Origin of the sequence: Proteus sp. G2609, assembly GCF_963896135.1 — a bacterium.
Classification (GTDB): Bacteria; Pseudomonadota; Gammaproteobacteria; order Enterobacterales; family Enterobacteriaceae; genus Proteus; species Proteus mirabilis.
In genome coordinates this window covers 78,041-102,036 of record NZ_CAWQNB010000024.1, presented here as the reverse complement: position 1 = coordinate 102,036, position 23,996 = coordinate 78,041, and the positions used below count along the sequence as shown (strand labels likewise).

Here is a 23,996-nt window from a genome sequence, read left to right as displayed (position 1 = left end):
ATCAGAAACGTAAAAATCCTTTTGCCATTTCTAATAAAGTGTTCATTGTACTACTGACAATCTTAACAAAGTTATCATAATTACTATTTGCTGTACTGTATTTTTTGGAAAGTTCATCTAAATTAGTGTTAATTTTCTTATCTAATGCGTCGATAGTTTTTCTAAATAGTTCAAATTCAGTTTGCTGAATATCATCCGTATTAGATGTCTTCTTAGATAAATCATTTAGCAATGTTTCTAGGTCAGTACAATCAATTCGGCCTCGACAATCAACGTCAACATCAGGCTCCCCCCCACGCCTTTGTATTGATACACTTATTCCATTTATACCTTTCAATAATTTTTCTAATACATCTACAGCATTATTCACCTGTTGTAGATCGCTATAATGAACTTCTTGGCCATCAATGGTACGTAAATATGTCCCATTATTTTGATGTTGAAAAAATAAACGAGTTTTAAAAACAAAAGGATCGCCAACAGTGCCTGTTGGAATTTTATATTTATCTCTAATTTTAGATAAGTCATTAAAAAAAGATTTAAAATCAAAATGCACCATACCTTCTTTACTTCCGGCCTTCTGATATTTATTTAAATTAGAGATAGTTTGCCTAAGTTCATTGACAAAATTCATGTAATTAGAAAAGATATCCTTTAATATATCAAGATAATCTGCTTTTCCTGAAACAATGGATTGTTTAACATTATTAAAAAGATCACTTAACGAATCAGTCTCATAACTCTTATTTTTTTTCCGAAGATCATTTAGATCATTAGAAAATTGATTTAAAAAATCATTTTTATCATTAATGGTTTTATTATAATCATCATCTAAATAATAATATTTATCTGTATCAGGTAACTTCTCTATAAATTTATTCTTTCTATTATTATCATTATTCATATCTTGATATTCCCGATTAGGTTCCCAAGATAAAAAATCCTCATCTTCTAGCAGGTTTTCGAAATAATTATCAGTATTTACTCTAGTATTTAAATGAGGTAAATCGTTAATCCCCTCAGTATAAACTGAAATATCATTAGACATAATCTTAACCTTTTATATTAAATAAAAGTTTATAAAAAAATATGATTTTATCTTTTAAATTAAGCTCTTACATTTGAAGAAATCGTAGAGGCTGCATCCTGCTGAGCATGAATTATCGCTTCTATTGCTTGTAATAATGCTCTTATAACTTCAGTCACTTCTCGCTGTATCTCATTGTTATTATTAATCACATTATTAGTAATACTTCCTCTCGCATCCAATACTTTTTGTTCACCTTCAATTGTACTACTTTCAGATTGTATAGTTTGGTCTGCAACCCTTGCTAATGGATCTGCCAAAGATGAAATAGTATTTCCCATCACTATGGTTGGATTGGAATGCCCAATAAGCTCTTTCCCCATCCCTTTAATAGAAAAAGTGGCTCCCATACCATGTATAGCCATAGAAATTCCAGCACTAGTAATTGCAGAACCAATCATAATATTGGCTTTTTTATTAAGATTATCTTTTACTTTATCGGCTATATCCAATTCAATATTCATTAGCATCACACCCATTTCTCTGGATGCTTCAAATTTTTTTATCATTGTTTCTAAATATTTAACAATGAGATCTATTAATTTTATCATATCGTCTGAAACAAAATTAAAAATTCCCGTTTTTTCTATTTTAGCATGATCGTAAATATCATTATCATTATCTACTTCTAATGAATCTAATATCTGTTTAAGATCCGGCTTGGTTATATGTTCTGGTTCAGATAAAACAGGCTTTAGATTAATTCTTTCTATTCCTGTTAATTTACTTAAGCTAGGTGCTACCTCTTTATATAACTTATTTCTATCAATAATACCTTCACCTTCATCAGAATTATTGATTGTAGTTTGATAGTGATTAGATACATTATCACTATTAATCTTCATATTCATATTTATACCTCACTAATTTTTTATTTAAATAGATATATTTCTTATCATGTCTGATTTTAATTTATTACTTACTGAAGATTTATCGCTGAGGTTTTTTAAAATATCTGTTATAGAATCAATATTCTCATGATAAGTTTCCATTATCTTATCCATTAATTTTTGAATAATATCTAAAACTGCAGTTAATTTTTTACTACCGGCAATAGACTGGATTATTTTTGACGCGATAACAGAACCATAAATATTAACAGTATTTGTTGCTGCTGAATTGGTTAACTTAGAAGCAACCACCGTTCTATTCAACATAATACTTGCTTTTTTAGAAATCTCTTTAGCTAACTGCTTATCAATTTTTTCCAGTGCTTCTTCAAGCGCTTTAATAATGATATCTTTGATCATTTTCCCCAATACCGCTTCAAGTCCATCATTGAGCACTTTTTTTAGTATTTGTCTAATTTGCTGATTCGATATTTTATTAACCGCATCTGAAATACCTTTCATGGCAGGTCCAATAACAAAACTCAATGCCGTAGCGGCAACAAATAAAACGACAGTGACAAGTATTTTAGTTGCCATTTTCAATTTGTCTTGTATTGAATTTTTCATCTCTTCGATGATTTTTTTATCTAGCCCTAATTCTTTGAGTCCATCCAAAGAACTATTAACTAAACTCACTAAGAAATCACTAACCTTATCGATAGCCTCCATAACCGCATCTGATATGGGTTGCATAATCTCATCCATAAAAGATTTATTATGAATAGATTGATACACTTCATCAGCAATAGTTAACCCAGCATCAGCAACAAATAAGGTTGTTGCGACTCCTACTAATACCATTGAAGAGCCAGCGGTAAAAATAGAAGAAACACCTGCAACAAGCGTTAATAATCCGCCTAATATTTTTAAACCAATACCAGCCCAAAACTGAATTTCTTCTTGTTTTTTGATTAATGATTTTTGCTCTTCAACTTTATCTTTAAGTGATTTTTCAGTCACCTCTTGCATTTCATTAAAAAGTTTCTGTTCACTTTCCGAACGATGTAACATGACCTTTAACGTCAACTCACGTGTCTTAGATAACAGAAATGTCAGTAATGACATACCGGATAAAGAGTTAGATGCAATTTCAAGCTCCAAGGAACTTTGTGAAATAGTCAGTTCTTTAAATAGATCTCTTATTTCTGCTAATTGTTTTTTTATTGATTCACTTTCTTTTTTGTTGATCAATGCCTTTAATTCATCAGCATGTGAAGTAATTTTATTGATTTTATCTTCACTTAAAGAAATATTTGGTAGGTAATTAAAAGAATCATCAAAAAAACCATCCAATTTTTTAGATAAATTATCTAGTTCATCTAATGAAAGCTTAGAAAAATCACTAGGAAAGTTTAAGAAAGGGAAAACATCTTCAAGGGCTTTTTCCATATCCGCTTTAGAGTGAATATTTCCTAATAACAACTGTTGAATTAATGAATCAGGAATATTGCAATTATTTAAAAAACTTTTAACTTCAGACTCTTTTTTGAAATTCTTTTCTTTTATTTGGCTATAAACTTCCATCCAGTAATCAACAAAAGCACCTTTGGTTTTATCAAGCTCATTGAAGCCAGATTTAAAAAGTTCTTTTAAATCATCTATGCCATTAGATAGCTTTTGTAATTTATCTCTGTAATAATCAAATTTCTCTGGATCTTTAATTTTATTCAAAATATCTTCATGTATAACATGCTGGTAAGATAATTGTAAAAACAAAAAATCATAATCTTTGTTGGATTTTTTATTTTCTAAATGATCGGGGCCGGAAGTAGGTAATGATGGGTTTTGTTGTGCAGATACGTCAAGATGATCATCTTTTTTTTTATTATTCTTCGGTTCTTCTTCTGCTAAGGAAGGCTTAGTATTGTCTTCATCATTTTCTAGTGAAAATGTCGTCATTTTATATTGTGGATCATCTTGAATATTAATTCTTTTCTCATTCTTCTCCTGTTCATGAGGAGCTCTAAGAAGTGGTATATCAAACTTACTTTGATTCTCCTTCTGTTGTTGAGTAGTCACATAATTACTTATATTATTAATTGCATTTGCTTGCTTAGTAGTATTTTTAATAACATTTTTTACTTCTTCAGAAACAAAAGGCGAAGCTAATCTACTATGTTCATTACTTTGATTAATCTTATTCATACTATTATTCCTTTTCTTCCTTTTCTTCCTCTTTATTAAGGACAACAAGAGGAATATCTTTTAATAGCTCTAAATAGCTATTAGCCTTCTCTTTTATCGTTTGATCATTAATATTTTGAGCCACCTGATGAAAACAATATTTAGCTTTTTCTTTTTCACCAATTGATAAATTACATTGTCCAGCATAAAAAACAGGTCGATAATCATTTTTAGCATTTAGATAAGCTAAAGCATAAAGATCGATAGCTGCTTGATATTGCTTTTTTAATTGATTAACTGCAGCAAGTCCCATAATGTAATCAACATTATAAAAATCATAGAGACATAAAAACTTAAAAATCGCCTCAGCTTCATCTAACTTCCCTTTCTGATAAAAATCATACGCAAATGAATAAATCCCTTCCATAAATCCATCTGGAATTTCACTTTCATCTTTGATAGATGCGCCATTTTGTACAATAGAAACAATGTAGTTTGCGAGCTGATCTAATTCTTTTTCTGACATTTTTTCATATGCTGACATTATGATAATCCTTTCATCTATGATGAATAATTAATAATAATATTCTAACTTAATTATTAATTACCCACTTTAATAAAACACACGTCTATATTCATAATTATAAATATTTCGACTAAATTTATTAATTATTGATATAGTCCATTTCTTCTCGAGATAACCCTTCAATTTCTACTCTTTTTAGCCAAATAAGAACATCCATAACATCTAATAGATCTTGATCTATTATCACTTCAAATAAATGATATTTATGATGTAGCTTCCTTGCTAATTCAGGATAACGAATAACGGGCGTGCCAACTTTTTTGGCATAGGCTTTTACCGCTAATGCTTTAGCATTAGTACAACTCAATGAAACTATTGGCATTATGCCATTATCAGGATCGAAGTAGATACCTACCGCGACATGTGTGGGATTGACAATAACAGCTGATGAGTCGCGGATCACACGTTTCATTGGCTCATCGAGTAATTCTTGATGAAGTTGTCTACGTACCGATTTTATTTCTGGATTTCCCTCCATATTTTTATGTTCTTGCTTAACTTCATGTTTTTCCATCATCATATCTTTTATGAATAAAAAGAAATCAGCAATAATATTTAAAATAAGAATAGGTATCGATAAAATAAAAAATATAAATATAAAACTAACAACCAATGAGCACCATTTATCAATCACCCCCTCTAAATCAGCGCGATATAGTATAACGACTTCCCCCATATGTAAAATCATGAAAACATAACAAGTTATTAAAAATATAATAATAAATAATATTGTTTTTAAAAAATCTTTTATTGTTCTTATGCTAAATATTTTTTTAAATCCAGAAATGGGGTTAATATGATTAAAATCAATTTTAATTGCTTCAGTGGCAAGTTTAAAATGGGAGCTAAATAGAGAAGGGATTGCGCCAGATAAAAAAGTCACAATAATGATCGGTAGTACAATATCAAAGAATAATTTTGATATGATTTCAACATAACTCTTTAAAGAAATACCTGTTGGATGCAGTAAAAGTGATTGATAAAATTGATTAAATTCATCCAACTTCACTTGATTAAATAAATATATAACACCAATGAAATAGACTAAACCAGAAACCAGTTCCTTACTTTTAAACGATTGTCCTTTTTTTGCTGAATCATCAAGCTTTTTCTGTGTTGGCTTTTCTGTTTTCTCAGCCATGATAAATACTCATAAAAATAGAATAAAAGTATCTACTGTTAAAAAAATGATATAATTCATTCGTCATTGCTGAGGTAAAAAAGAGCAGTAATACTAAAAAAGCGATAATACCTTTGATACAAAGAGAGAGAGAAAATGCATTTAGTTGAGGACAAAATAATGAATAAACCCCTAATGCAACTTCACTTAAAAACATAATAATTAATACAGGAGAAACCAAAATAATCGCCACTTTAACCATATCATTTAGCCAATGACCGATAAAATCGTAACCGATATTTTTATTAACATACCCAATAGGAAAAACATCGTAACTCTCTTTTATGGTACTCATTAAAACAACGAGCCCACCTGTAGCTAAAAAATAGGCCATACAAAACAATCCCGTTAATGACGCAAATTCTGACGATTCAATACCTGTAGTAGGATTAATTGTATCTCCTATGCTTGCTCCTCTTTGATTATCAACGAATTCTCCAAACGCAGAAGCTATCCAAAATGGCGTGGCAAGTAGCAAGCCGATAACTAGACCTATAATTAACTCACTAATTAGAACAATAGCCCAAGTCTCTCTTAAAACCCCTGTTATCGTGATGCTAGGTTTTATTCCTAATGCTATATAAAAAATAATAATATATTTTAATAATTGACTATTGAGAACTCGACTATTGAGGAATGGAATAAACATAAAAATAGGAAATAATCTAGCAATGAGCAAAAAAATATCGATTAAATAAGATTGTATATATTGCAACAGTACTAGCATGATCGTTACCCAGCTAACCCAATCGTCAACATCTCTTTAGCATAAATTAGTAACTTATCTCCCATCCATCCCATCATCATAAGTAAACAAACAAAAACCCCCACAAGCTTGACACCAAAAGGTAAAGTTTGCTCTTGTATCTGTGTGATCGTTTGCAATAGCCCAATCAGCAATCCAATAAAGGTCGCGATAGCAATAGGCGCAGCTGAAAGCAATATAATCAAATAAATAGCTTTATTAGCCGCATAAACCATATCCACTAGTTCACCGCCATCAAATCAAGATATTGATTAATGAGTCCCTTAGATAACAGTCCCCAACCATCCATGGCGATAAATAAAATAAGTTTTAAAGGTACAGATAATGTAATAGGGCTCATCATCATCATACCTAATGCTAATAAAATGCATGAGACAACTAAGTCAATAACAATAAAAGGCAAATAAAGATAGAAACCTATAATAAAAGCAGATTTTATCTCACTAAGTGCATATGCCGGTAATAATGATAAGAGTGAATTTTCTATGTTTTCTTTATCACCATCACTATTTGGTCTATTCTCTTGCGCTTGTTCAAAAAAAGCTAATAAATCAGGATCTGAGTAATGATATAGGTATTTTTTATAATCGCCTAACGCCTCATTTGAAAATGACTCGATCGCATCTGGAGATGACATATCCACTTTATTTTCAATAACATAGTAACAAATATTTTTAGTAATTGGTGTCATAACAAAAAGCGCCATCATTAAAGCGATAGCATTAAGTACCATATTAGAAGGAACTTGTTGCACACCTAATGCATTACGAGTCATGACTAAAACGATAGAAAACTTTAAATAACAAGTTCCTGCAGCAATAATAAAAGGAGCCAATGTGGCAAGAGCTAGGATCAAGATTAATTGTGTTGAGCTTTCCATATGTTATTCGCATTTTATAGATAATTTATTAATTTCTACCGCTAACATATCTTTAATTTTGATTAATTCTCCTTGGGCAATAGCTTTACCATTTGCTAAAATATTAATATGACGAATGGCATTATCAGGTAAAATAAATTTCTTCCCTGGTGCTAATTCTTCAAGTTGATCAATTGATAATGTTTTATTGGCTAAAAGAAAAGATATTGTAATCGGAATAGCGCCAATTGAATTTAAATCAAGTGATTGAGCTAAATCAATGCTATCTTCTATTATGGCATCGTTTTGCTCATCCTCTTCATTTTCTTCACTATTTTCAACGATAGCATCTAATGTCACACAATTACCCTCATCCCATGAAAAATAAAAATATTTTTTATCACCAACATTAAAAGAAAAATGGATATCATCTATTAATAAAATATCCCCTGGTAATATTGTTTTTAATAATGAAAGTGATATTTTACTGTAACCTAAAATAAAACTTGTTATAAAACCTATTTTATTTTTTGGAAATACTGTCAATTCATATTTCCATTTAATATCGCAAATAAAAACATGACCTAATGTGGTATCAACACAAGGATAGCAAGATCCTTTTTCAGCACCTAAACAGATATTATCAACACATGATGACATTGGCTCTTTAGAAAAAGGAAATAATAATGTTGATAAAGATTGTGAAAAAAGAGCAATTAAATAGTTTTCAGGCACTAACTCCCAATCAATTTTTTTTTCAGGATATAAGTTATCCATGACTTGACTAACTGAAATTAACGCCGTTAAGGTTCCTAATTTATTCTCACATCTCAATACAAAATATAGCTGTTTTTCTGTTATTTTTTTTGTACCAAAGATAGAAGATAATATTACCATGTCATTAATTTTATTTGTTTCTTTATGGTTATTATCTACCTCTACGTTAATACTCATTCATTTTCATCCTCTCTTTCATAAATAGCATTAATAGAGTTGATATACCACGATTTATTTTTATGGCTATTAGTTAGATCTATGGATAACCCCCCATTATATTGCTTCAAATTCTCTAATGCAGTTTGATAAACGCGTCCTGAGGAGGCAATTAACTGAACTTGTTTATCAATAAAATGAATTTTAGCCTGATGATAACGACTCTTCCATTTTGTAAATGTATAAGTAATGCTGGGTGGTAGAGTCAGCATAGATATTTTTTTATCTATTACTTGCCAAGCAGGTAGCTGTGAAACCATTTTGGCTACTTTTGGTAATGCAATTACCGTTTTTATTGGTGTAACTTGCGAAGGAAAAGGAACAACTTTATTAGTTTCATTGATATTTTCTTGATAAATTTCCGGCTCTTCTTTTGTATCAACTTTTGATACGTTATTTAGCGGCATTGCCATACTAGATTCAATATTCTTGTATGCACTGTTATTCTCTTTCTGATGAATTTGAGCCTGTTTTTCCTGCTTAGTTGCACTGCTAACTAAATCAACATTATCATTATTAACGGGTTCTTTTTTAATTATTTTTTCTGCTAACTTAATATACCGTTGTTGATTTATTTTTTTATCTACGAAAATAGGAAATGCTGAACTCTTTTTTGCCGTTAATAATTCATTAACCATCGTTTTAACATTGTTTTTTCTTATTATTCCTTTAATGACAGTTTTTTCTTCTGTTCCTACATGGGGTTGTAGTTTGTATTTATCTATCTTAGATGTTTTTTTATCTATCTTAGATGTTTTTTTATTTATTCTCTGATCAGTGAGCTGTGCTTTTTTTTCTTCTCTTCCTATATATAGAGAGTTAAATCCTTTTTTTATATTTATATCTAAAGATATTTTTTTAGTTTTAGAACCACCAGATGATAGTAAATATCGATGACTTAATAGCAAACCTTCATAATTTTCTGGCGTTTTATCTTCATCTTCGTGAAGGTCTTTCTCATCGTTATGACTGACAATATTGTCTTTTAAACTCGCTATTTTTTTAAGTATATCTAATTTCTCTGCTAATTTTTTTATACTTTCAGGTGTAAGCTGACATTTATTCAAATACCTATTTACGCTATAAGACTCAGTTGGAATATCACTTTCCGTTTTTTCACTAGATAGCGTCATCTTATTTGAGTTAGATATTCCCTGAACCATATAATGCTATCTCCTGTATTTCATTCTGCTCTAACCTTTCAATATATAGCTCTTTCTCTAATGCTTTTCTTTCAAAATAAAGTGTCATTTTATTTTGTTTTTTGACGGCCTTTTGTCGTTGTTTTTTTAGCGCCTCACTCTCTTTTTCTAAATCATTCAGTTTATCCTTTATTTCTTCAACTTGAGCGACATAAAAATTTATTGAATGTAAAACAATAGCTTGCTTCCTTCTTTGTTGATGAAACGAATGAATTGAATAAATACCGGCTTTTTCATAAGCGGGTACTTCACTCTTTAAAGCACTAATTAATTGCTCTTGCTCTTTTTTCTTCTGTTCAGCTTCTGTAATAAGTTTTTTATATTTTAATTGTTCTTTTTCTATTTTTTTTTGCCGTTGGGCAATGGCACTAATCAATGCTTGATGCTTAAGCGGTAATCTCATACATTTGTTCTAATGTTTGTTGAAAATCGGCTTTTTCTTTAAAGGATTGAGTAAGAAAGCTTTCTATCTTGGCTTGTTTTCTTACCGCGATATCATTTAATTCGTTATCTCCTTCATGATATTCTCCTAACTCTTGCAATAAGTTAACATCTTGTAATCGCATCAATATTTGTCTTATTTTTAAAGCAGATTTTTGTTGTTTACTATCAGTGACTTGTTGAAAAACCCGACTCACACTACCTAATACATCAATAGCAGGATAGTGCCCTGATGCTGCTATTTTTCGAGATAAATAAATATGTCCATCTAAAATAGAACGAATTTCTTCACCGATCGCATCTGGCTCATCATCACTCTCTAATAAAACAGTATAAAATGCCGTAATGGAGCCTGTTTTTGTTACCCCTGGACGCTCTAAAATAGCGGGAAGTTTATCAAATACAGATGCTGGATATCCTTTACGTACGGGCAACTCACCCGCTGTTAATGCGATATCCCTTAACGCTCGACAATAACGAGTCATAGAATCAATAAATAAAACGGCATTTTTTCCTTGTTGACGAAAATATTCGGCAACCGTTGTTGCCACTAAAGCCGCATTACACCTTTCTACCGCTGATTGTTCTGAAGTTGAGCAAATTAAAACCGTATTTTCACATCGCTTATGTTGCTTTAATTCTTCAATAAACTCTGTAACTTCTCTTCCTCGTTCACCAATCAAGCCAATAACAAAAACATCGGCCTGTGCAAAACGGATAATCATATTCATTAACATCGTTTTACCCGTTCCTGCACTAGCAAAAATCCCCATTCGTTGCCCCAATCCACAACTTAATAATCCATCAATAGCACGTATACCTGACTTAAATAGTGTTGTAATAGGCAGCCTATCACTAAACAAAGGTGGCCGACCTTCGATAGGACATAAGGTATTAAAGGTCTTCTCTGCTATTTCTGTATTAAATCGTAATAAGCAATTCCCTTTACTATCAATCATGCTGCCTAATATATGTGGGCCTAGGGCAACTGAAAATGTTTTTCCTGTTGGCTCAACTATAATTTGTAAAGAGTAACCTTGAGCGCTTCCCATCATACTTAATATTGCTATGTTATTATGAAACCCAATAACAATAGCTTCACCGAGAATATTTTCACTGAAAATATTCTCTTTTAGTTGGCAGACCTCCCCAATAAAAACATCACGTAACATCACTTCTAAAATATTTCCTTGTATTCGTAAAGGATGCGCTGCGTTATGAAACATTAGAAATCGGGCGTTCATTATTTAGCCAATAAACCGTTGATGTATACTATTCATAATTTGAAAATAGTCATCAATGGCTCTTGCCATGCTTTCTCCATTTTGCAATGCAATTGGCATAAATGATGCTCTTAATTCTAAAGAGTCCTCAATTCTCACCAAGGCCGGTTGTCCAGGGTAAAAACTTTCTGTTTGATTATTGATGCTATCTAATAATAATTCGGCACTAATTTGTGTAAGTAATTTTTCATCATAATCACAAAGCACCGACCAAATCATAGGAACCTCGTCAACAACCAATAAATTAATATCTGGCATATCACCTAAACTAATGGTAATGGTTGAATGGTTATCGATTGATTTCCCCCCTGAAAATAAATCATTCCGACCAATAACATTCATTGCATCCATAAGTAAGCTAGCAAGATCAAAAGACATAATCACTCCTAAATAGATTGTAATACATTAATTTCAATATCAGATGTTATCTCATCATAAGATAATACCGGTATTTGAGGATATTGAGTTTCTATTAGTTTTTTTACAAAACGCCTTATATCTATTGATGTTAAAAATATATAATCCTGAATATATTTAATATCATCAATAACCATAGATATTTTTTCTATTATCATATCTAATTCAGCAGGTTCTAAATTCAATAATGTGCCAGAAGAACTTTGTCTTATTCCACTACGAATTATCTCTTCCATATCGTTAGATAAGATAATTGCATTAAACTTCCCATCGGTTGAAAAAAAATAACTAATATAACGAGCAAGAAGCGTTCTAATGTGTTCAGTAAGTAGCACGGGATCTTTTTCTTTGCTCCCCCATTGAACTAAGCCCCCTATAATAGTCTTTATGTTTCTAATAGGAATTTTTTCTTGTACTAATCGTTGCAAAACATCATTTATCCTCTGAATAGAAACTTGCCTATAACACTCTTTTAAAAGCTCAGGGGCACTCTTTTCTAATTTATCAAGGATATCTTTTGTTTCTTGAATACCAAGAAACTCTGTAATATTTAATGTGATCAGATCAGAGAATTTTCTATAAAAGTAACTTTCTGAACGTTCCGCTTTGTAACCTAATGGAGCTAACTTAGATTCATCATCACGCTCAATCCAATAATGGGTTTTATTATCATCTTCAATACTTATTAAGTTAAAGCCTAAAGAGAGCAATTCATCATTAGGATTTTCTATATGAAAAAGAGGAAAAGGACAATTAAGTTCTTTTGCTTTAACTTCGTTAATTAAAATAATAATTTTATCGTCATCTATTTTATCTGAATAGTGAATCACAATATCTGGTAATAATATACCATATTGTAAAATAAATTCTTTTTGTAACCATTTTTCAAAAACTATTTTTGTTAAATATGGTTTTTTCTTAGTAGAAAGAGTGATAATTAATGGCAAAGTTTCAGCTTGTGATAAGGTAATATTTTCTGTTAATAAACTATTATCTACTTGTTGATCATGTTTACCAGAAAATAAATTTGACATAAGTCCTTTTTTACTGTCGGCATTAGTAGCATTATGATTATCTTTTTCATCTTCTGTTTTATATTCTTTTTTACTATTCTTCCATTTTATTTTAAAAAAGTAGACGCCAAGCATTGCAGATAAAATAAGAAAAACAGGTGTGGGAAATCCAGGTAAAAAACCAATACCAAAAGCCAAAATAGCCGTAACAAACAAAGCAAAATCTTGAGCCAATAGCTCGTTCATAATGCTATAGCCCAAATTATTATTTTCACCACCGACACGTGTTACAATAAATCCGGCACTAATAGAGATAAGTAAAGCAGGAATTTGTGCAACTAATCCATCCCCTATCGTTAAAAGTGTATATGTATGTAATGCCTCTGTAATAGATAACCCCATTTGAGCCATACCTACCGATATGCCACCAATTAAGTTCACGAAGATAATGACAATGCCGGCTATCGCATCCCCTTTTATAAATTTCATGGCACCATCGAATGAACCATATAATTGACTCTCTTGTCCTAACTCTTTCCTTCTGATCTGAACTTCTTCATTCGTAATGATCCCTGATTTTAAATCAGCATCAATACTCATTTGCTTTCCAGGCATACCATCCAAAGAGAAACGAGCAGCGACCTCCGCTACTCGTTCAGATCCTTTAGTAATCACTAGAAATTGCACTATGGTCACAATGGAAAAGACAACAAAACCTACAACAAGATTTTCACCAATGACAAACTCACCAAATGAGGTAATGATCTCTCCTGCATCTGCATCTAATAATATAAGACGGCTGGTGCTTATTGATAAAGCAAGCCGGAAAAGAGTTGTTATAAGCAATAATGCAGGAAATGTCATAAAGTTCAGTATACGTTTAATATAAAATGAACTCATGAAGATAAGAATCGCAATAGTGATATTTAAACCTATAAGAAAGTCGACCAAATAAGTTGGCAAAGGTATAATTAACATCATTATAACCAGTATCATCACTGATAGTACGATAAGTTCTGGTTTGTTTTTTATTGCTAATAGAAATTTATAAATCATAAACTTTGCCAATAATTAATTGTTTTTTATTTTCTTAATTGATATTGTTCTTGCTTAATATAATTATCTATAATTTTTTGTATTATTATTTGGCATTCATTTCTAAAATCATTAGATAAGTATAATAATTCAGGATATTTATTGAACATTGTCTTTAACTGTTGTAGCAACCTCATTTTTATTTTAATAAAATAACCTTTCCATTGATTATCCATAAGTGATATTAAATATTTTTCCATTTTTTCTGGAGATATCATTCCATTAATAGTTAGTTGATAAAAATCATCTTCTTTTATAAAACTCTTTAAATCTTCTTTCACTAAATTTTCTATATTCGTTTCTATAAAGCTATATAATAATCGTAATTTATTTACCTTTTCCAAAAGATAACCAAACTCTGAGCTTTGGGAGCAACTTGGCATTAACGATTTCATATCACAAATCAAGCTCTGTGTTAGAAAATTCAAAATAATTGAACATTTTTTTATATCATATTTTTCTATCCACATTTTGAAAAAATAAATAGGTTCAATATCCAGAATAATGTAACTACGGTAAAGGTCTCTTAATACTGATGCATCTAAACAAAGTAATTTAGCAAAGGCTTTAGCTTGGAGAGCAATATTAATGCCCGCCTTAATTTGCTTACCCTCTTCACCTGCAAGTAACCTATTGATCTCATTTTCAATACCTGCATCTAATTGTGCACCTAATTTTTTTTTCCTAAGTAATTCTCGTAAAACCATAACGAGATCACTAGGATCAGGGAACATTTTACGTAAATATTGCAATAATTCCTGTAAACTTCTCCCCGACTTTCTAAATTGGAGCATCACCTTATCAAGTTTCTCATCAGCACCATCTTCTGCAATATATAAAGCTTCTTGCCCTTTATTGGCTTTTTTGTCTAATAATTTTCCTAATCGCTGAGAAAAAAGAGTTGCCACCATAGACATATCATCAGATATTTCTATTAATTGATTTTGATAATTTTCACTTTCGTTTATTTGTGGTTGCTTATATTCTATTTCTTGCTGACTTTCTTTACTAATACTGTTGCTGGCACCATTTGTCGAAGTTGCAGTATTAATTGGTCCGATCATAATATCACCTCATAAATGCCTGAATTTGTTTTAGCGCTTGAGATGTTTTTTTATCCATCGGTAAAAATGGGTGTTCAGTTAAAGAGTCCAATCCGTGCGTATCAGTTTTATCTAATAAACGCGGTTGTAACATAAAAATACGCACCATTTTTTTATTATTATCTGACTGATAGCTGAATGCTCGGCCAAGTAAAGGTATAGCACTTAAAAAAGGAATTTTGTTTTCTGCTTTTATGTTATCTTCTCGTGTATATCCACCAATTAATAAACTACCGCCTTCAGAAACTCGCGCCACGGTGCTGATATTTGTGCGATTAATAACAGGTAATTTTTCAATCCCTTCTTCTCTATCTTCATCATCACTTTTTTTCTCGGCGCCATCTTCAAGATTGATAATCATCTCAATCTCTTGGTTACTATTACTAATACGAGGCAACACACTGATCATAGTGCCGAATGTTGTAGATTCTAATGAAGCAACTCGCTCACCTTTAATTTGTGTATAAAAGGTGGTGTTATTATCAAATATGGCGGGGGTATTTTCTTGAGTTAACAAAATAGGACGAGAAACCATTTTAGCTTCCCCTTCCTCACTGAGTGCTTTGATTTTACTTAAAAAACTAAAACCAGATACAGCACTTAAGCTAGCGGTATTAAAGAAAAATGTATTTTTACCCGAACCATAACTCCCCTGCCAATTCACCCCCAAACTATCGGCTTTACTTTTAGAAATATCAATTATCCATAATGACAACTCAACTTGTCTTTTCGGTTTATCTAATTGTGAAATAAGTGAACTAACTAAAGCTAAACCTTCTCGACTCGTTTTAACCAACAGGCTATTTGATCCTGGTAAAGGAACGAGCTCAACATTATATTTGCCCATTTGAGTGATAATCGGTGAATAAGTATCTTGTATATCGTTGGTAATTTTATCATCCTGATATTTATCATTATCTTCGATAATCTCACGCGCTCTTCTGACTGTTTTTTCTTTCTCTCCCGATGGCATAAATAGCTGTTGTAAAACCGTTGTTATACCTGGTAAAACCACTTTTTCATCACGTAATATATAGGTTCTATCTTGTACAAAAGTGTTTTTTAATGGAAATATCTGCACAAACTCATCGCCATAACGAGAGCTTCCGGTTGGAACTTGATTATTGATATTTTCATTAATTTGTTCTTGTACATCATTATCCAAAAGCTCAGCAGCAGCCTTAACTAGGCTAATATAAATAGGAGGACCTGAGAGATAAAAAGTACGCTGATCGTGACCTGCACGTAATGGGTAGCGGAGATCATATAATCCAACATCTTGTAGATACTCTTTCAGTTTACTCAAGCTGATATTTTTCACTTGAAATAGCTGTTGCTGTATCTCATTATCGCGATAAATATAAATAGATTCTCCGTCATTAAAATAAAGTAATGACAAACGTTTTACCATTAATTCAAAGGCGTCTTCAGGTGAAGAAATATCAAATTTTCCACTGATCCGCTCTTTTTTTACGGCGCTGCTTAAAATAAAAGGTTTATTTAATTTATCTGATAGCACTAGGAAAAACTGTTCAATATGTGTATTTACCGCAACAAAAACATCAGGTTTTTTAACCTGATGTGTATAAATAACCTTTCCTTCTGCCGCTTGTGTTGGCAAAAAGAAGCTATAAAAAATTATAATTCCAATGATACAGTAAATTTTATTTTTTATGTTCATAAAGATATTGGCCAATTCGCCGAAATTCAGTTGGTGTAATACCAAATAATGTCTTAATTTCATTAGAAAAATGAGATGCTGAACTAAAACCATTATCGACTGCAATCTGAGTCAATGATTCATCTGTTGATAGCGTTGTCAAAATAGAAGATGCCGCACGCCATGAACGTAATTGACTTTTACCACAATTACCTAAATAACGTTTACACAGCCGTCTAAAATGTGTCCCTGATACACCATATCGTTCACCTATTTGTGCAATATTGCTTTTTTTCTCATCCAAATAACTAATCAGATGTAATATAAGCCAGTAACTTTCACTGTGTCTTATTGTCACAAAAAGTGGTTCTAATTGGCTTTCATCTTTCAGTGCCTCATTAATAATCAGATGTTCTAATGTTCCACTCCCCTCTTTTATATAAAAAATTTGTTGATTAATATCAAAATTAGTGCCAACTGCTGTCATTTTTGAAAAATCTCTAGCATAATCAATAAATGCCAATAATCTGGCACAAATAAAAAATGATCTCTTTTCAATACGCCATGACTGATTTTCTGATTGAAAAATAACATTTTCATTTTTTGAATTATAAATAAAAGCCTTTCCCTTTATGATTTTAGTCGTTTTATCATCGTATATTCTTATTGGATATTCATCATTTAAAGGAATACACATGAATAATAAATTCCCTGATAAAATATTTTTATCGCCACTTATTTTTATATCATTTATTAACATGGTAAATACCTCAACCTATACTTATAATCTATTAAAGGTTCAAAAAAACAAACTATTTTTCAAAATGTTATTATAGCCATCATTTATAGAAAACTATAATAATATAGCCTAGAATTAACTTTAAAAATAAATAACAATTCTCATTGATTATTATTAAAAAAACAACAGTAATATATCAACATTTATTTTCAAATAAAACACCTATGTTTTTTTAAAGAATTTTATTATTTATATAACTAAAATATATTTATAACATGAATTAATTAACATTTATTATTGGGTTAACTCTATGCTGTATTATATTTATGTTCTCAGTGGTCCTTTAAAAGGGATAATAACGCCTTTACTACCTAATCAATACTCATTAATTCTACATAGTAAAGAACATATTGAAAATAAAATAGAAAATGAAAAATTAACACTTTACATTCCTTGCAACAAGAAAGAACATGAAAAGATAATTACGATTATGCTTGATGAGCATAATACAAAAAATAATAAATATAAAATAGAAGATGGTTTAATTTCTAAAGAAATTAGCAAAGAACTACCATTAGAACTCGATAAGCCTATATATATCAATAATTTTCCTATTTTTTTAATTAGTCATAAAGATGATTTGTCTATAACATCTTTTGATTTAAATTCAAAAAAATGGACAATTAATAGAAAAATCATTGTATCATTTATATTTGTTATTGCATTTTTTATAGTATCATTTACTTTTATGGATGTATCAAAACTATTAGAAAATAAACCAAAGGAATTGGCTTTTAAAAGTTCATATTCAAATGAATTTAAAGGAGAAAATGGTTATTTATGTATTTACACTGAACCTTACTCTTCTAAAAATTTAATAAAAGATAGTGATTCAAAAACAAAAATTTCATTTTTGAACAAAGAAAAAATTATCAAATTAGCAACTAATAATAAAATTCACGTTACTTTAAAAGACAACACTAAACCTATAGTGAGTTTTTTTTATTATAATAAAAATGAAAAGTTAAAAATCATTCAAGCCATCAATGACAATTTTCCCAAAAATTGTCAGCCAATCATAAAAGAATTATCAATTGCTAAAATTGTTGAAGAGATAAACAAGCTAAATTTCACTAAAACAATAGGATATACTATTGAAGAAAAAAATAACGGCTTAATTTTTATCTTTGATGATAAGCTAAGCGTAAATGACAAAGAAAAATTTAATGCTTATATAAAAAAACAGGCAGCTTTTTTTGGAAGAAAATTTATTTTTTATCGTGAAAATAAAGTTAATATCAACTTGAAAAATAAAGCAATGCTACAAGAAGATAATGGATATATTTTTCTTGATAATCAGCATCGTTATTTTCCTCAAGGATAATCAAGCTATGATGAGTAACATAACAAATTTAAGCACAAAGGAGTAATTTATGGCTGCGAGTCTTGTTCAAACAGATGTAAGTTCAATTAACAAAGTTGACCAATATTTTCATAAACCTGTAAGAACCCAAAGTAATAATTTATCAAAAGCTTTAGAAGCATTAAAAGCTGATACATCTAATGCCGCGGCATTAGCCGAATATCAAGCCAAACTTGCCGAATATAATATTACACGTAATGCTCAATCTACATCAATCAAAGTTGTTAAAGATTTAGCAATGAGCATTATTGGTAATATGCGTTAACATGAGTTTTACGGAGATTATGTATGGCTATTGCAACTATTATTCCGGTTAACTTAACCAAAGAGCTACAAGATACAAGTGATGATAGTTTATCGACTATCATGGTAAATGGCATTATTAGTAGTATGCAATATGAAAAAAAGATACAAGAAAAGTTAACAACATTAAGCCAATTAGGTGATACCCAAAGTTATACGAATTTACAAATAGAACTTAGCGATTATTCAATTACGATGAGCTTAGCGAGTACGTTAGCAAGAAAATCTCTCAATATTGTGGAAACACTACTTAAGGCTCAATAGTAATGAATAGACGGTATTTGTTATTACTATTTTTATGTTGCTTACTTCCTTTATTAAACGGTTGTAAGGATCAATCACTGCTCACTAATTTAAGTCAAAGGCAAGCAACTGAAATTCAAGCGGTGTTACAGAAACACCAAATAACAAGTACTCGTACTGCGTTAGGAAAAGGATTATTTGAGATCTCAGTTAAAAAGGAAAATATAGGGATTGCTATTCAAATATTAGAAGAATATCAATTACCAACAATTTCTCGTATTGAAATTACACAATTATTTCCATCAGATGCATTAGTTTCATCGCCTCAAGCTGAAAAAGCACGTTTAATTTCAGCCATTGAGCAACGGTTAGAACAATCATTATTAACCATTGATCATCTTATCGATGCGAGAGTACATGTCAGTTATCCACTATCATCAAATGATCGTATAACGCCAACACCTCATGCTTCTGCTTTAGTTTTCTATGAAGATGGCATGATAGATAGTGATCAGCTAAGTGACGATGTTCGTGCTTTTGTCCATAATGCTTTTAATGATATGGATGAGAGTAATATTACTGTTTTATTATATCCACGGAATATCAATAAATTTACGATATTAAATAATCAACTTCACCAAGATAATACGACATCATTGAGTAACTCTTGGTTACTCATAGGGTTATCAATAATTAGTTTAATTATAATAATTATGGTCATATTGATTATTTATCGTCGTAAACAAGTCAATAAAATGGTAAGCGAGAATGAGTAATCTGACTGCTGAACAATTTAAATTGATCTCTAATGTAATGTATGAACCGTTAAGTTATATCCATTCAGACTACGATGTATTAGCATCGCCAGAAGAAAATACCCTATGGCAAAAAATAGCTAATCGTCATTTAATTCAGCAATATCAACTTATACTGCATATTGATTGTGAGATTGATACTACCGTAGAAAAAATATTTACTCATTGGCACACTTTTCCTCGTTGTGCTTTATTTTTAGGTTATTTTTATTCTCGTCATACGCTATTAGCACAAAATTATTATCATTTAGAACCTTCATTAAAAGCATTTTTAGCTCTCTATCCTATGTTAAATAGGACTGTCGATAGCAAAATATTACTGTCACTAAAAGATATTGCCCCCATAGATATTGGCTATCAATTACTATTTAATTTTATTAAACTAATATCGAACGCACTAGCTCAACGTTTTAAATTACTTTTTTCACCAAAATCTTTATCAATTAATATTGAATTTCCTAAATCACTTGTTTTATCTCCTACACTTTTTTTACTGGTATTAGATTATGCTACGTTTGTTACCTGATAACCTTTTAAAATATACCTGTGAAGGTGTATTAATACGAGCTCACTATATACGACAGCTCGACAATATTCATAAAACAACATTAGCGACTAAGCAAGCAGCAAAAAAAATGTTGCATCACTTTAATCATAAACTAGATAAACTTCGTAATAAGGTAGCTAACGAAGCTTATGCTAAAGGATTACAGGTTTTATTAGCTGATATCATAAAATTCTCAATTGAATATCAAGAAAAATTTGTACAATATGAATTTCAGCAACGAGAACAACTCGTCGCAACGATCGGGGAATTCTTAGATTCACCTGAAATACAAGTTAAACTCACTCAATATCTGATGTCATCTGTTCCTCTTGAGCAAAAAGTGACACTCGATATTCCCACAACACTACAGCGCTATTTTGAGAGTGAACTCGACAATAGCAATATTAAGTTAAACTGCCATAGCAACAAGACCATTGCTATTCATACCGGTGATCAAATTACTTTTTTTGATCCTGCCATATTTCTCAACGATCTAAGAACACAATTTCATCGGCCTTTTTCTGAAACTTATCAACCTATTTTTGAGCAAAACATCAAACAAGTGCTATTAAACTTTATCAATACATTTACCCCCTCAGACGATCTTTCTTCAAGAAAGCCAATTTTAAACGAGGATAACAATGAAAATTGATCCTTTCCGCGCACAGCAGGTATATAACTCTCCTTCGACTTTATCTAGTGCTAACAATATTTCGAGAAAAGGATCAGATCCTATTATCGAAAATTTGAAACTGACTTTTTATCAAGATTTAAGCAAAGCGGATCTTAGCCATGCTAATGATATTCTTACTTTATTAGACCAATTTGATGTCAAAGATGGAGGCAATCAAACGTTAAAAGAGAAGCGACAAATAGCTTTATTAGTTTATGCACACCAACAAAGTGAATTAGAGCATCATGAAAATAAAAACTTGATTAATCAAGCACTAATTTCACGGCTCTCTTATCAAGGTTTTTATCATCAAGTCACCCAAGAATTATTAGGTATGATTGATAACAATGATGAATTCGAAGGTTTTTTTAAGCCTGATAGGGTGACATTTTCATTGTGATCATAACATTTGAGCACCAGATCCTTTTTCCCCTAAAATATCATCAGGGTTACGCAATGGACAATCATTTAATGATAGGCATCCGCAGCCAATACAGTGATCAAGTCCATTACGTAAACGCTTAAGACGTCGAATACGCTCATCGAGTCGTATTTTCCAATCCGTTGATATTTCATGCCATTGTTCTGCAGTTAATTTACTATTTGGTGGATATTTTCCTAATATTTCCTGAATTTCTTTTAATGGAATACCTGTGCTCTGCGCTGCTTTAATAATTGCTACATAACGAAGTACCACTGACGGGTAACGGCGCTGATTTCCAGAGCTTCGAGAACTTTTTATCAATCCTTTTTCTTCATAAAAATGCAGTGTAGAAATCGAAACACCACTACGTTTTGCCACTTCGCCAACCGTGAGCGCTCGATTAAAATCTATTTTCTCTTTACTCATTTGCTACCTTTTTTATTTTTCACTTGACCTCAAGTTAACTTGAGGTTTTATAGTCCTGTCCCAATACAAAGTCAAGTCAGCCAATTGCCTGATTTTATTTTTTAAGTTTATTGAGGACTGATACATGCCTAACTCAATTGCACGTATTCTTGAAAGCCAAACATTATGGATTGTCGCAAGAGTGCTAATTCTATTGTTATTTTTATCATCGGGTTTTGCCAAGGTATTTGATTATGAGAATAGTTTGGCAGAGATGCGTGCAGCAGGGTTAAACCCTGATTGGTTTTTTAATCTCGCCAGCGCCATTGTTTTATTCGCCGGATCGATTTTAGTTCTTTTTGATCGTTATCTATGGTTAGGTACTGGCGCATTAGCCACTTTCTTATTTTTAACCATTGTGATTGTACATACGTTTTGGAATATGACCGGCGATAAAGCGATGTTATCCATGTATTTTGCGATAGAGCATACATCTGTGATTGGAGGACTAATGGCAACCGCAATGGCTAGCCACTTCAGAGCATTATGGAAAAAATTCAACTCATAACACCCTAAAAATAGATAAAAACTTCACTATGGGATCGGCGGTAAAATGAATAAGAAATTGACGTTAACTTTATGTGCCTCACTATTTTTATTAAGCGCAGGGGCAATGGTTTATGCAACAATGGGATCTGATGAAGATGAAACACAGCCATTTGCTTATCCACCAACAAAAGTGGCATTAGCAACCGCGCAATCCGCTGAATTACCCAATACTATGCATGGTGTTGGAGAATTGGAAGCTGCTAGACAAGTCTATTTAGCGGCAGAAACAAATGGGCGCATCGCCACTATCCACTTTGCATCAGGACAGACCGTCACCGCGGGACAAATCTTAGTAAAATTAAATGATGAGCCAGAGCAAGCAGAATTATTACGCTTACAAGCACAACTAACTAATGCAGAAAAACTTTATTCAAGAACTCGCCAACTTTATAGTAAAAATGTGGCTGCTGCAGCACAATTAGATAGTACGTTATCAGAGCGCGATATGATTGTAGCCTCTATCCGTGAAGTGAAAGCGCGCATTGCACAAAAAACCATTAAAGCTCCCTTTGATGGTATTGTCGGCATAAAACTCGTGCATGAAGGACAGTATCTAAATGCTGGGGAACGTGTTGCCTCATTAGTGGATGCAAGCCACTTAAAACTTAACTTTTCACTCGATGAGCAAGTGGCGCCACAGCTTTCAACTCATCAACCTATTAATATTGCAGTTGATGCTTATCCTAATCAAACATTTACCGGCTCACTTAATGCCATAGACCCTCTTATTGGCCCTTCTCGCACTGTGCAAGTACAAGCCATTTTACCGAATACTGATAACAAATTAAAAGCGGGCATGTTTGCTCGTGTTCAAGTTACCTCCCCTACTCGTCATCAGGCATTAACCGTACCAGAGACAGCGGTTACTTATACTGCCTATGGGGATACCGTGTTTGTAGCGCAATCTGACAATCAAAAAAACCTTATCGCTAAGCGTGTCTCTGTGAAAGTTGGATTGCGCTACAACGGCCTTATCGAGATCAAAGAAGGCTTAAATCAGGGAGATCAAGTTGTTACCTCAGGGCAAATCAAACTTAGTGATGGCACCTCAATAGCCCCCATAGAGCAAGATACGTTAACACTGGCCCAATCTACTACTCGTCAACCATAACAGGA

27 protein-coding genes are annotated in these 23,996 nt (G+C 31.6%); 9 read left to right on the top strand and 18 right to left on the bottom strand.

Translation table 11 applies throughout. From position 1 onward, the window contains the following. Nucleotide 1: 1 nt before the first annotated feature. From AACV01_RS06125 to AACV01_RS06045, 17 genes are all read right to left on the bottom strand, one after another. A complete protein-coding gene (locus tag AACV01_RS06125; RefSeq protein WP_046335010.1) occupies nucleotides 2–1,048 on the bottom strand; it encodes an IpaD/SipD/SspD family type III secretion system needle tip protein in 1,047 nt (348 codons plus the stop codon). A 59-nt stretch (nucleotides 1,049–1,107) separates the two neighbouring features. After that, nucleotides 1,108–1,938, bottom strand: coding sequence for a type III secretion protein (locus AACV01_RS06120; RefSeq protein ID WP_161682592.1), 831 nt, complete (start codon nucleotides 1,936–1,938; stop codon nucleotides 1,108–1,110). Between the two features lie 24 nt (nucleotides 1,939–1,962). Then, entirely contained in the window at nucleotides 1,963–4,122 is a 2,160-nt protein-coding gene (gene sctE, locus AACV01_RS06115; protein WP_046335008.1) for a type III secretion system translocon subunit SctE, read from the bottom strand. Between the two features lie 4 nt (nucleotides 4,123–4,126). Next, nucleotides 4,127–4,645 (bottom strand): type III secretion system translocator chaperone SicA, encoded by a 519-nt coding sequence (sicA, locus tag AACV01_RS06110; protein ID WP_004245829.1) that lies wholly within the window; start codon nucleotides 4,643–4,645, stop codon nucleotides 4,127–4,129. Nucleotides 4,646–4,766: 121 nt separating this feature from the next. Next, the gene (locus AACV01_RS06105; protein ID WP_046335007.1) at nucleotides 4,767–5,828 is read right to left on the bottom strand and encodes an EscU/YscU/HrcU family type III secretion system export apparatus switch protein; all 1,062 of its coding nucleotides are present in this window, start codon (nucleotides 5,826–5,828) and stop codon (nucleotides 4,767–4,769) included. Then, nucleotides 5,821–6,594 (bottom strand): type III secretion system export apparatus subunit SctT, encoded by a 774-nt coding sequence (gene sctT / locus AACV01_RS06100; protein WP_020946301.1) that lies wholly within the window; start codon nucleotides 6,592–6,594, stop codon nucleotides 5,821–5,823. Before sctT ends, AACV01_RS06105 begins: the two co-directional genes overlap by 8 nt. 5 nt (nucleotides 6,595–6,599) lie before the next feature. After that, nucleotides 6,600–6,848, bottom strand: coding sequence for a type III secretion system export apparatus subunit SctS (gene sctS / locus AACV01_RS06095; RefSeq protein ID WP_004249210.1), 249 nt, complete (start codon nucleotides 6,846–6,848; stop codon nucleotides 6,600–6,602). A gap of 5 nt (nucleotides 6,849–6,853) precedes the next feature. Then, nucleotides 6,854–7,513 (bottom strand): EscR/YscR/HrcR family type III secretion system export apparatus protein, encoded by a 660-nt coding sequence (locus tag AACV01_RS06090; protein ID WP_004245833.1) that lies wholly within the window; start codon nucleotides 7,511–7,513, stop codon nucleotides 6,854–6,856. 3 nt (nucleotides 7,514–7,516) lie between these two features. After that, the gene (locus AACV01_RS06085) at nucleotides 7,517–8,446 is read right to left on the bottom strand and encodes a FliM/FliN family flagellar motor switch protein (protein WP_161682590.1); all 930 of its coding nucleotides are present in this window, start codon (nucleotides 8,444–8,446) and stop codon (nucleotides 7,517–7,519) included. Further along, nucleotides 8,443–9,648: a type III secretion protein gene (locus AACV01_RS06080; RefSeq protein ID WP_161682588.1), complete on the bottom strand. Its 1,206-nt coding sequence runs from the start codon at nucleotides 9,646–9,648 to the stop codon at nucleotides 8,443–8,445. The genes AACV01_RS06085 and AACV01_RS06080 overlap by 4 nt, the downstream gene beginning before the upstream one ends. Beyond that, nucleotides 9,629–10,090, bottom strand: coding sequence for a hypothetical protein (locus tag AACV01_RS06075; RefSeq protein WP_049197667.1), 462 nt, complete (start codon nucleotides 10,088–10,090; stop codon nucleotides 9,629–9,631). Before AACV01_RS06075 ends, AACV01_RS06080 begins: the two co-directional genes overlap by 20 nt. Next, a complete protein-coding gene (sctN, locus tag AACV01_RS06070) occupies nucleotides 10,074–11,372 on the bottom strand; it encodes a type III secretion system ATPase SctN (protein WP_161682586.1) in 1,299 nt (432 codons plus the stop codon). The genes AACV01_RS06075 and sctN overlap by 17 nt, the downstream gene beginning before the upstream one ends. A 3-nt stretch (nucleotides 11,373–11,375) precedes the next feature. Then, nucleotides 11,376–11,789, bottom strand: a complete 414-nt coding sequence (locus AACV01_RS06065) for an InvB/SpaK family type III secretion system chaperone (RefSeq protein WP_004245838.1) — start codon at nucleotides 11,787–11,789, stop codon at nucleotides 11,376–11,378. A gap of 8 nt (nucleotides 11,790–11,797) precedes the next feature. Beyond that, complete coding sequence (locus AACV01_RS06060; RefSeq protein ID WP_161682584.1) at nucleotides 11,798–13,897, bottom strand: EscV/YscV/HrcV family type III secretion system export apparatus protein; 2,100 nt, start codon at nucleotides 13,895–13,897, stop codon at nucleotides 11,798–11,800. Nucleotides 13,898–13,923: 26 nt separating this feature from the next. Continuing rightward, the gene (sctW, locus tag AACV01_RS06055; protein WP_060554906.1) at nucleotides 13,924–15,000 is read right to left on the bottom strand and encodes a type III secretion system gatekeeper subunit SctW; all 1,077 of its coding nucleotides are present in this window, start codon (nucleotides 14,998–15,000) and stop codon (nucleotides 13,924–13,926) included. 4 nt (nucleotides 15,001–15,004) lie between these two features. Further along, entirely contained in the window at nucleotides 15,005–16,660 is a 1,656-nt protein-coding gene (sctC, locus tag AACV01_RS06050) for a type III secretion system outer membrane ring subunit SctC (protein WP_233902366.1), read from the bottom strand. A 43-nt stretch (nucleotides 16,661–16,703) separates the two neighbouring features. Further along, nucleotides 16,704–17,459, bottom strand: a complete 756-nt coding sequence (locus tag AACV01_RS06045; RefSeq protein ID WP_004245842.1) for a helix-turn-helix domain-containing protein — start codon at nucleotides 17,457–17,459, stop codon at nucleotides 16,704–16,706. Between the two features lie 289 nt (nucleotides 17,460–17,748). Between AACV01_RS06045 and AACV01_RS06040 the strand changes: the two genes are divergently transcribed. Genes AACV01_RS06040 through AACV01_RS06010 form a run of 7 tightly spaced genes read left to right on the top strand, consistent with a single transcriptional unit; the run spans nucleotide 17,749 to nucleotide 21,842 of the window. Further along, complete coding sequence (locus AACV01_RS06040; RefSeq protein WP_004249200.1) at nucleotides 17,749–18,822, top strand: hypothetical protein; 1,074 nt, start codon at nucleotides 17,749–17,751, stop codon at nucleotides 18,820–18,822. A 49-nt stretch (nucleotides 18,823–18,871) separates the two neighbouring features. Further along, nucleotides 18,872–19,126 (top strand): type III secretion system needle filament subunit SctF, encoded by a 255-nt coding sequence (gene sctF / locus AACV01_RS06035; RefSeq protein WP_004249199.1) that lies wholly within the window; start codon nucleotides 18,872–18,874, stop codon nucleotides 19,124–19,126. Nucleotides 19,127–19,149: 23 nt separating this feature from the next. Further along, the gene (gene sctI / locus AACV01_RS06030) at nucleotides 19,150–19,428 is read left to right on the top strand and encodes a type III secretion system inner rod subunit SctI (protein ID WP_161682582.1); all 279 of its coding nucleotides are present in this window, start codon (nucleotides 19,150–19,152) and stop codon (nucleotides 19,426–19,428) included. Between the two features lie 2 nt (nucleotides 19,429–19,430). Beyond that, nucleotides 19,431–20,183 (top strand): type III secretion system inner membrane ring lipoprotein SctJ, encoded by a 753-nt coding sequence (gene sctJ / locus AACV01_RS06025; protein ID WP_104836774.1) that lies wholly within the window; start codon nucleotides 19,431–19,433, stop codon nucleotides 20,181–20,183. Beyond that, nucleotides 20,176–20,748 carry a type III secretion protein gene (locus tag AACV01_RS06020; RefSeq protein WP_046334998.1) on the top strand — a complete coding sequence of 191 codons (573 nt, stop codon included), beginning with the start codon at nucleotides 20,176–20,178 and terminating at the stop codon, nucleotides 20,746–20,748. The genes sctJ and AACV01_RS06020 overlap by 8 nt, the downstream gene beginning before the upstream one ends. Then, nucleotides 20,729–21,421: a hypothetical protein gene (locus AACV01_RS06015; protein WP_046334997.1), complete on the top strand. Its 693-nt coding sequence runs from the start codon at nucleotides 20,729–20,731 to the stop codon at nucleotides 21,419–21,421. The genes AACV01_RS06020 and AACV01_RS06015 overlap by 20 nt, the downstream gene beginning before the upstream one ends. Beyond that, nucleotides 21,411–21,842, top strand: coding sequence for a hypothetical protein (locus AACV01_RS06010; RefSeq protein ID WP_004249195.1), 432 nt, complete (start codon nucleotides 21,411–21,413; stop codon nucleotides 21,840–21,842). Before AACV01_RS06015 ends, AACV01_RS06010 begins: the two co-directional genes overlap by 11 nt. Here AACV01_RS06010 and soxR read toward each other — a convergent pair whose 3' ends face one another. After that, entirely contained in the window at nucleotides 21,843–22,292 is a 450-nt protein-coding gene (gene soxR / locus AACV01_RS06005) for a redox-sensitive transcriptional activator SoxR (RefSeq protein ID WP_046334996.1), read from the bottom strand. Nucleotides 22,293–22,416: 124 nt separating this feature from the next. On the opposite strand from soxR, the gene AACV01_RS06000 reads away from it, so the two are divergent. Next, nucleotides 22,417–22,839, top strand: coding sequence for a DoxX family protein (locus AACV01_RS06000; RefSeq protein ID WP_046334995.1), 423 nt, complete (start codon nucleotides 22,417–22,419; stop codon nucleotides 22,837–22,839). Between the two features lie 45 nt (nucleotides 22,840–22,884). After that, nucleotides 22,885–23,991, top strand: coding sequence for an efflux RND transporter periplasmic adaptor subunit (locus AACV01_RS05995; protein WP_004249194.1), 1,107 nt, complete (start codon nucleotides 22,885–22,887; stop codon nucleotides 23,989–23,991). Nucleotides 23,992–23,996 lie beyond the last annotated feature (5 nt).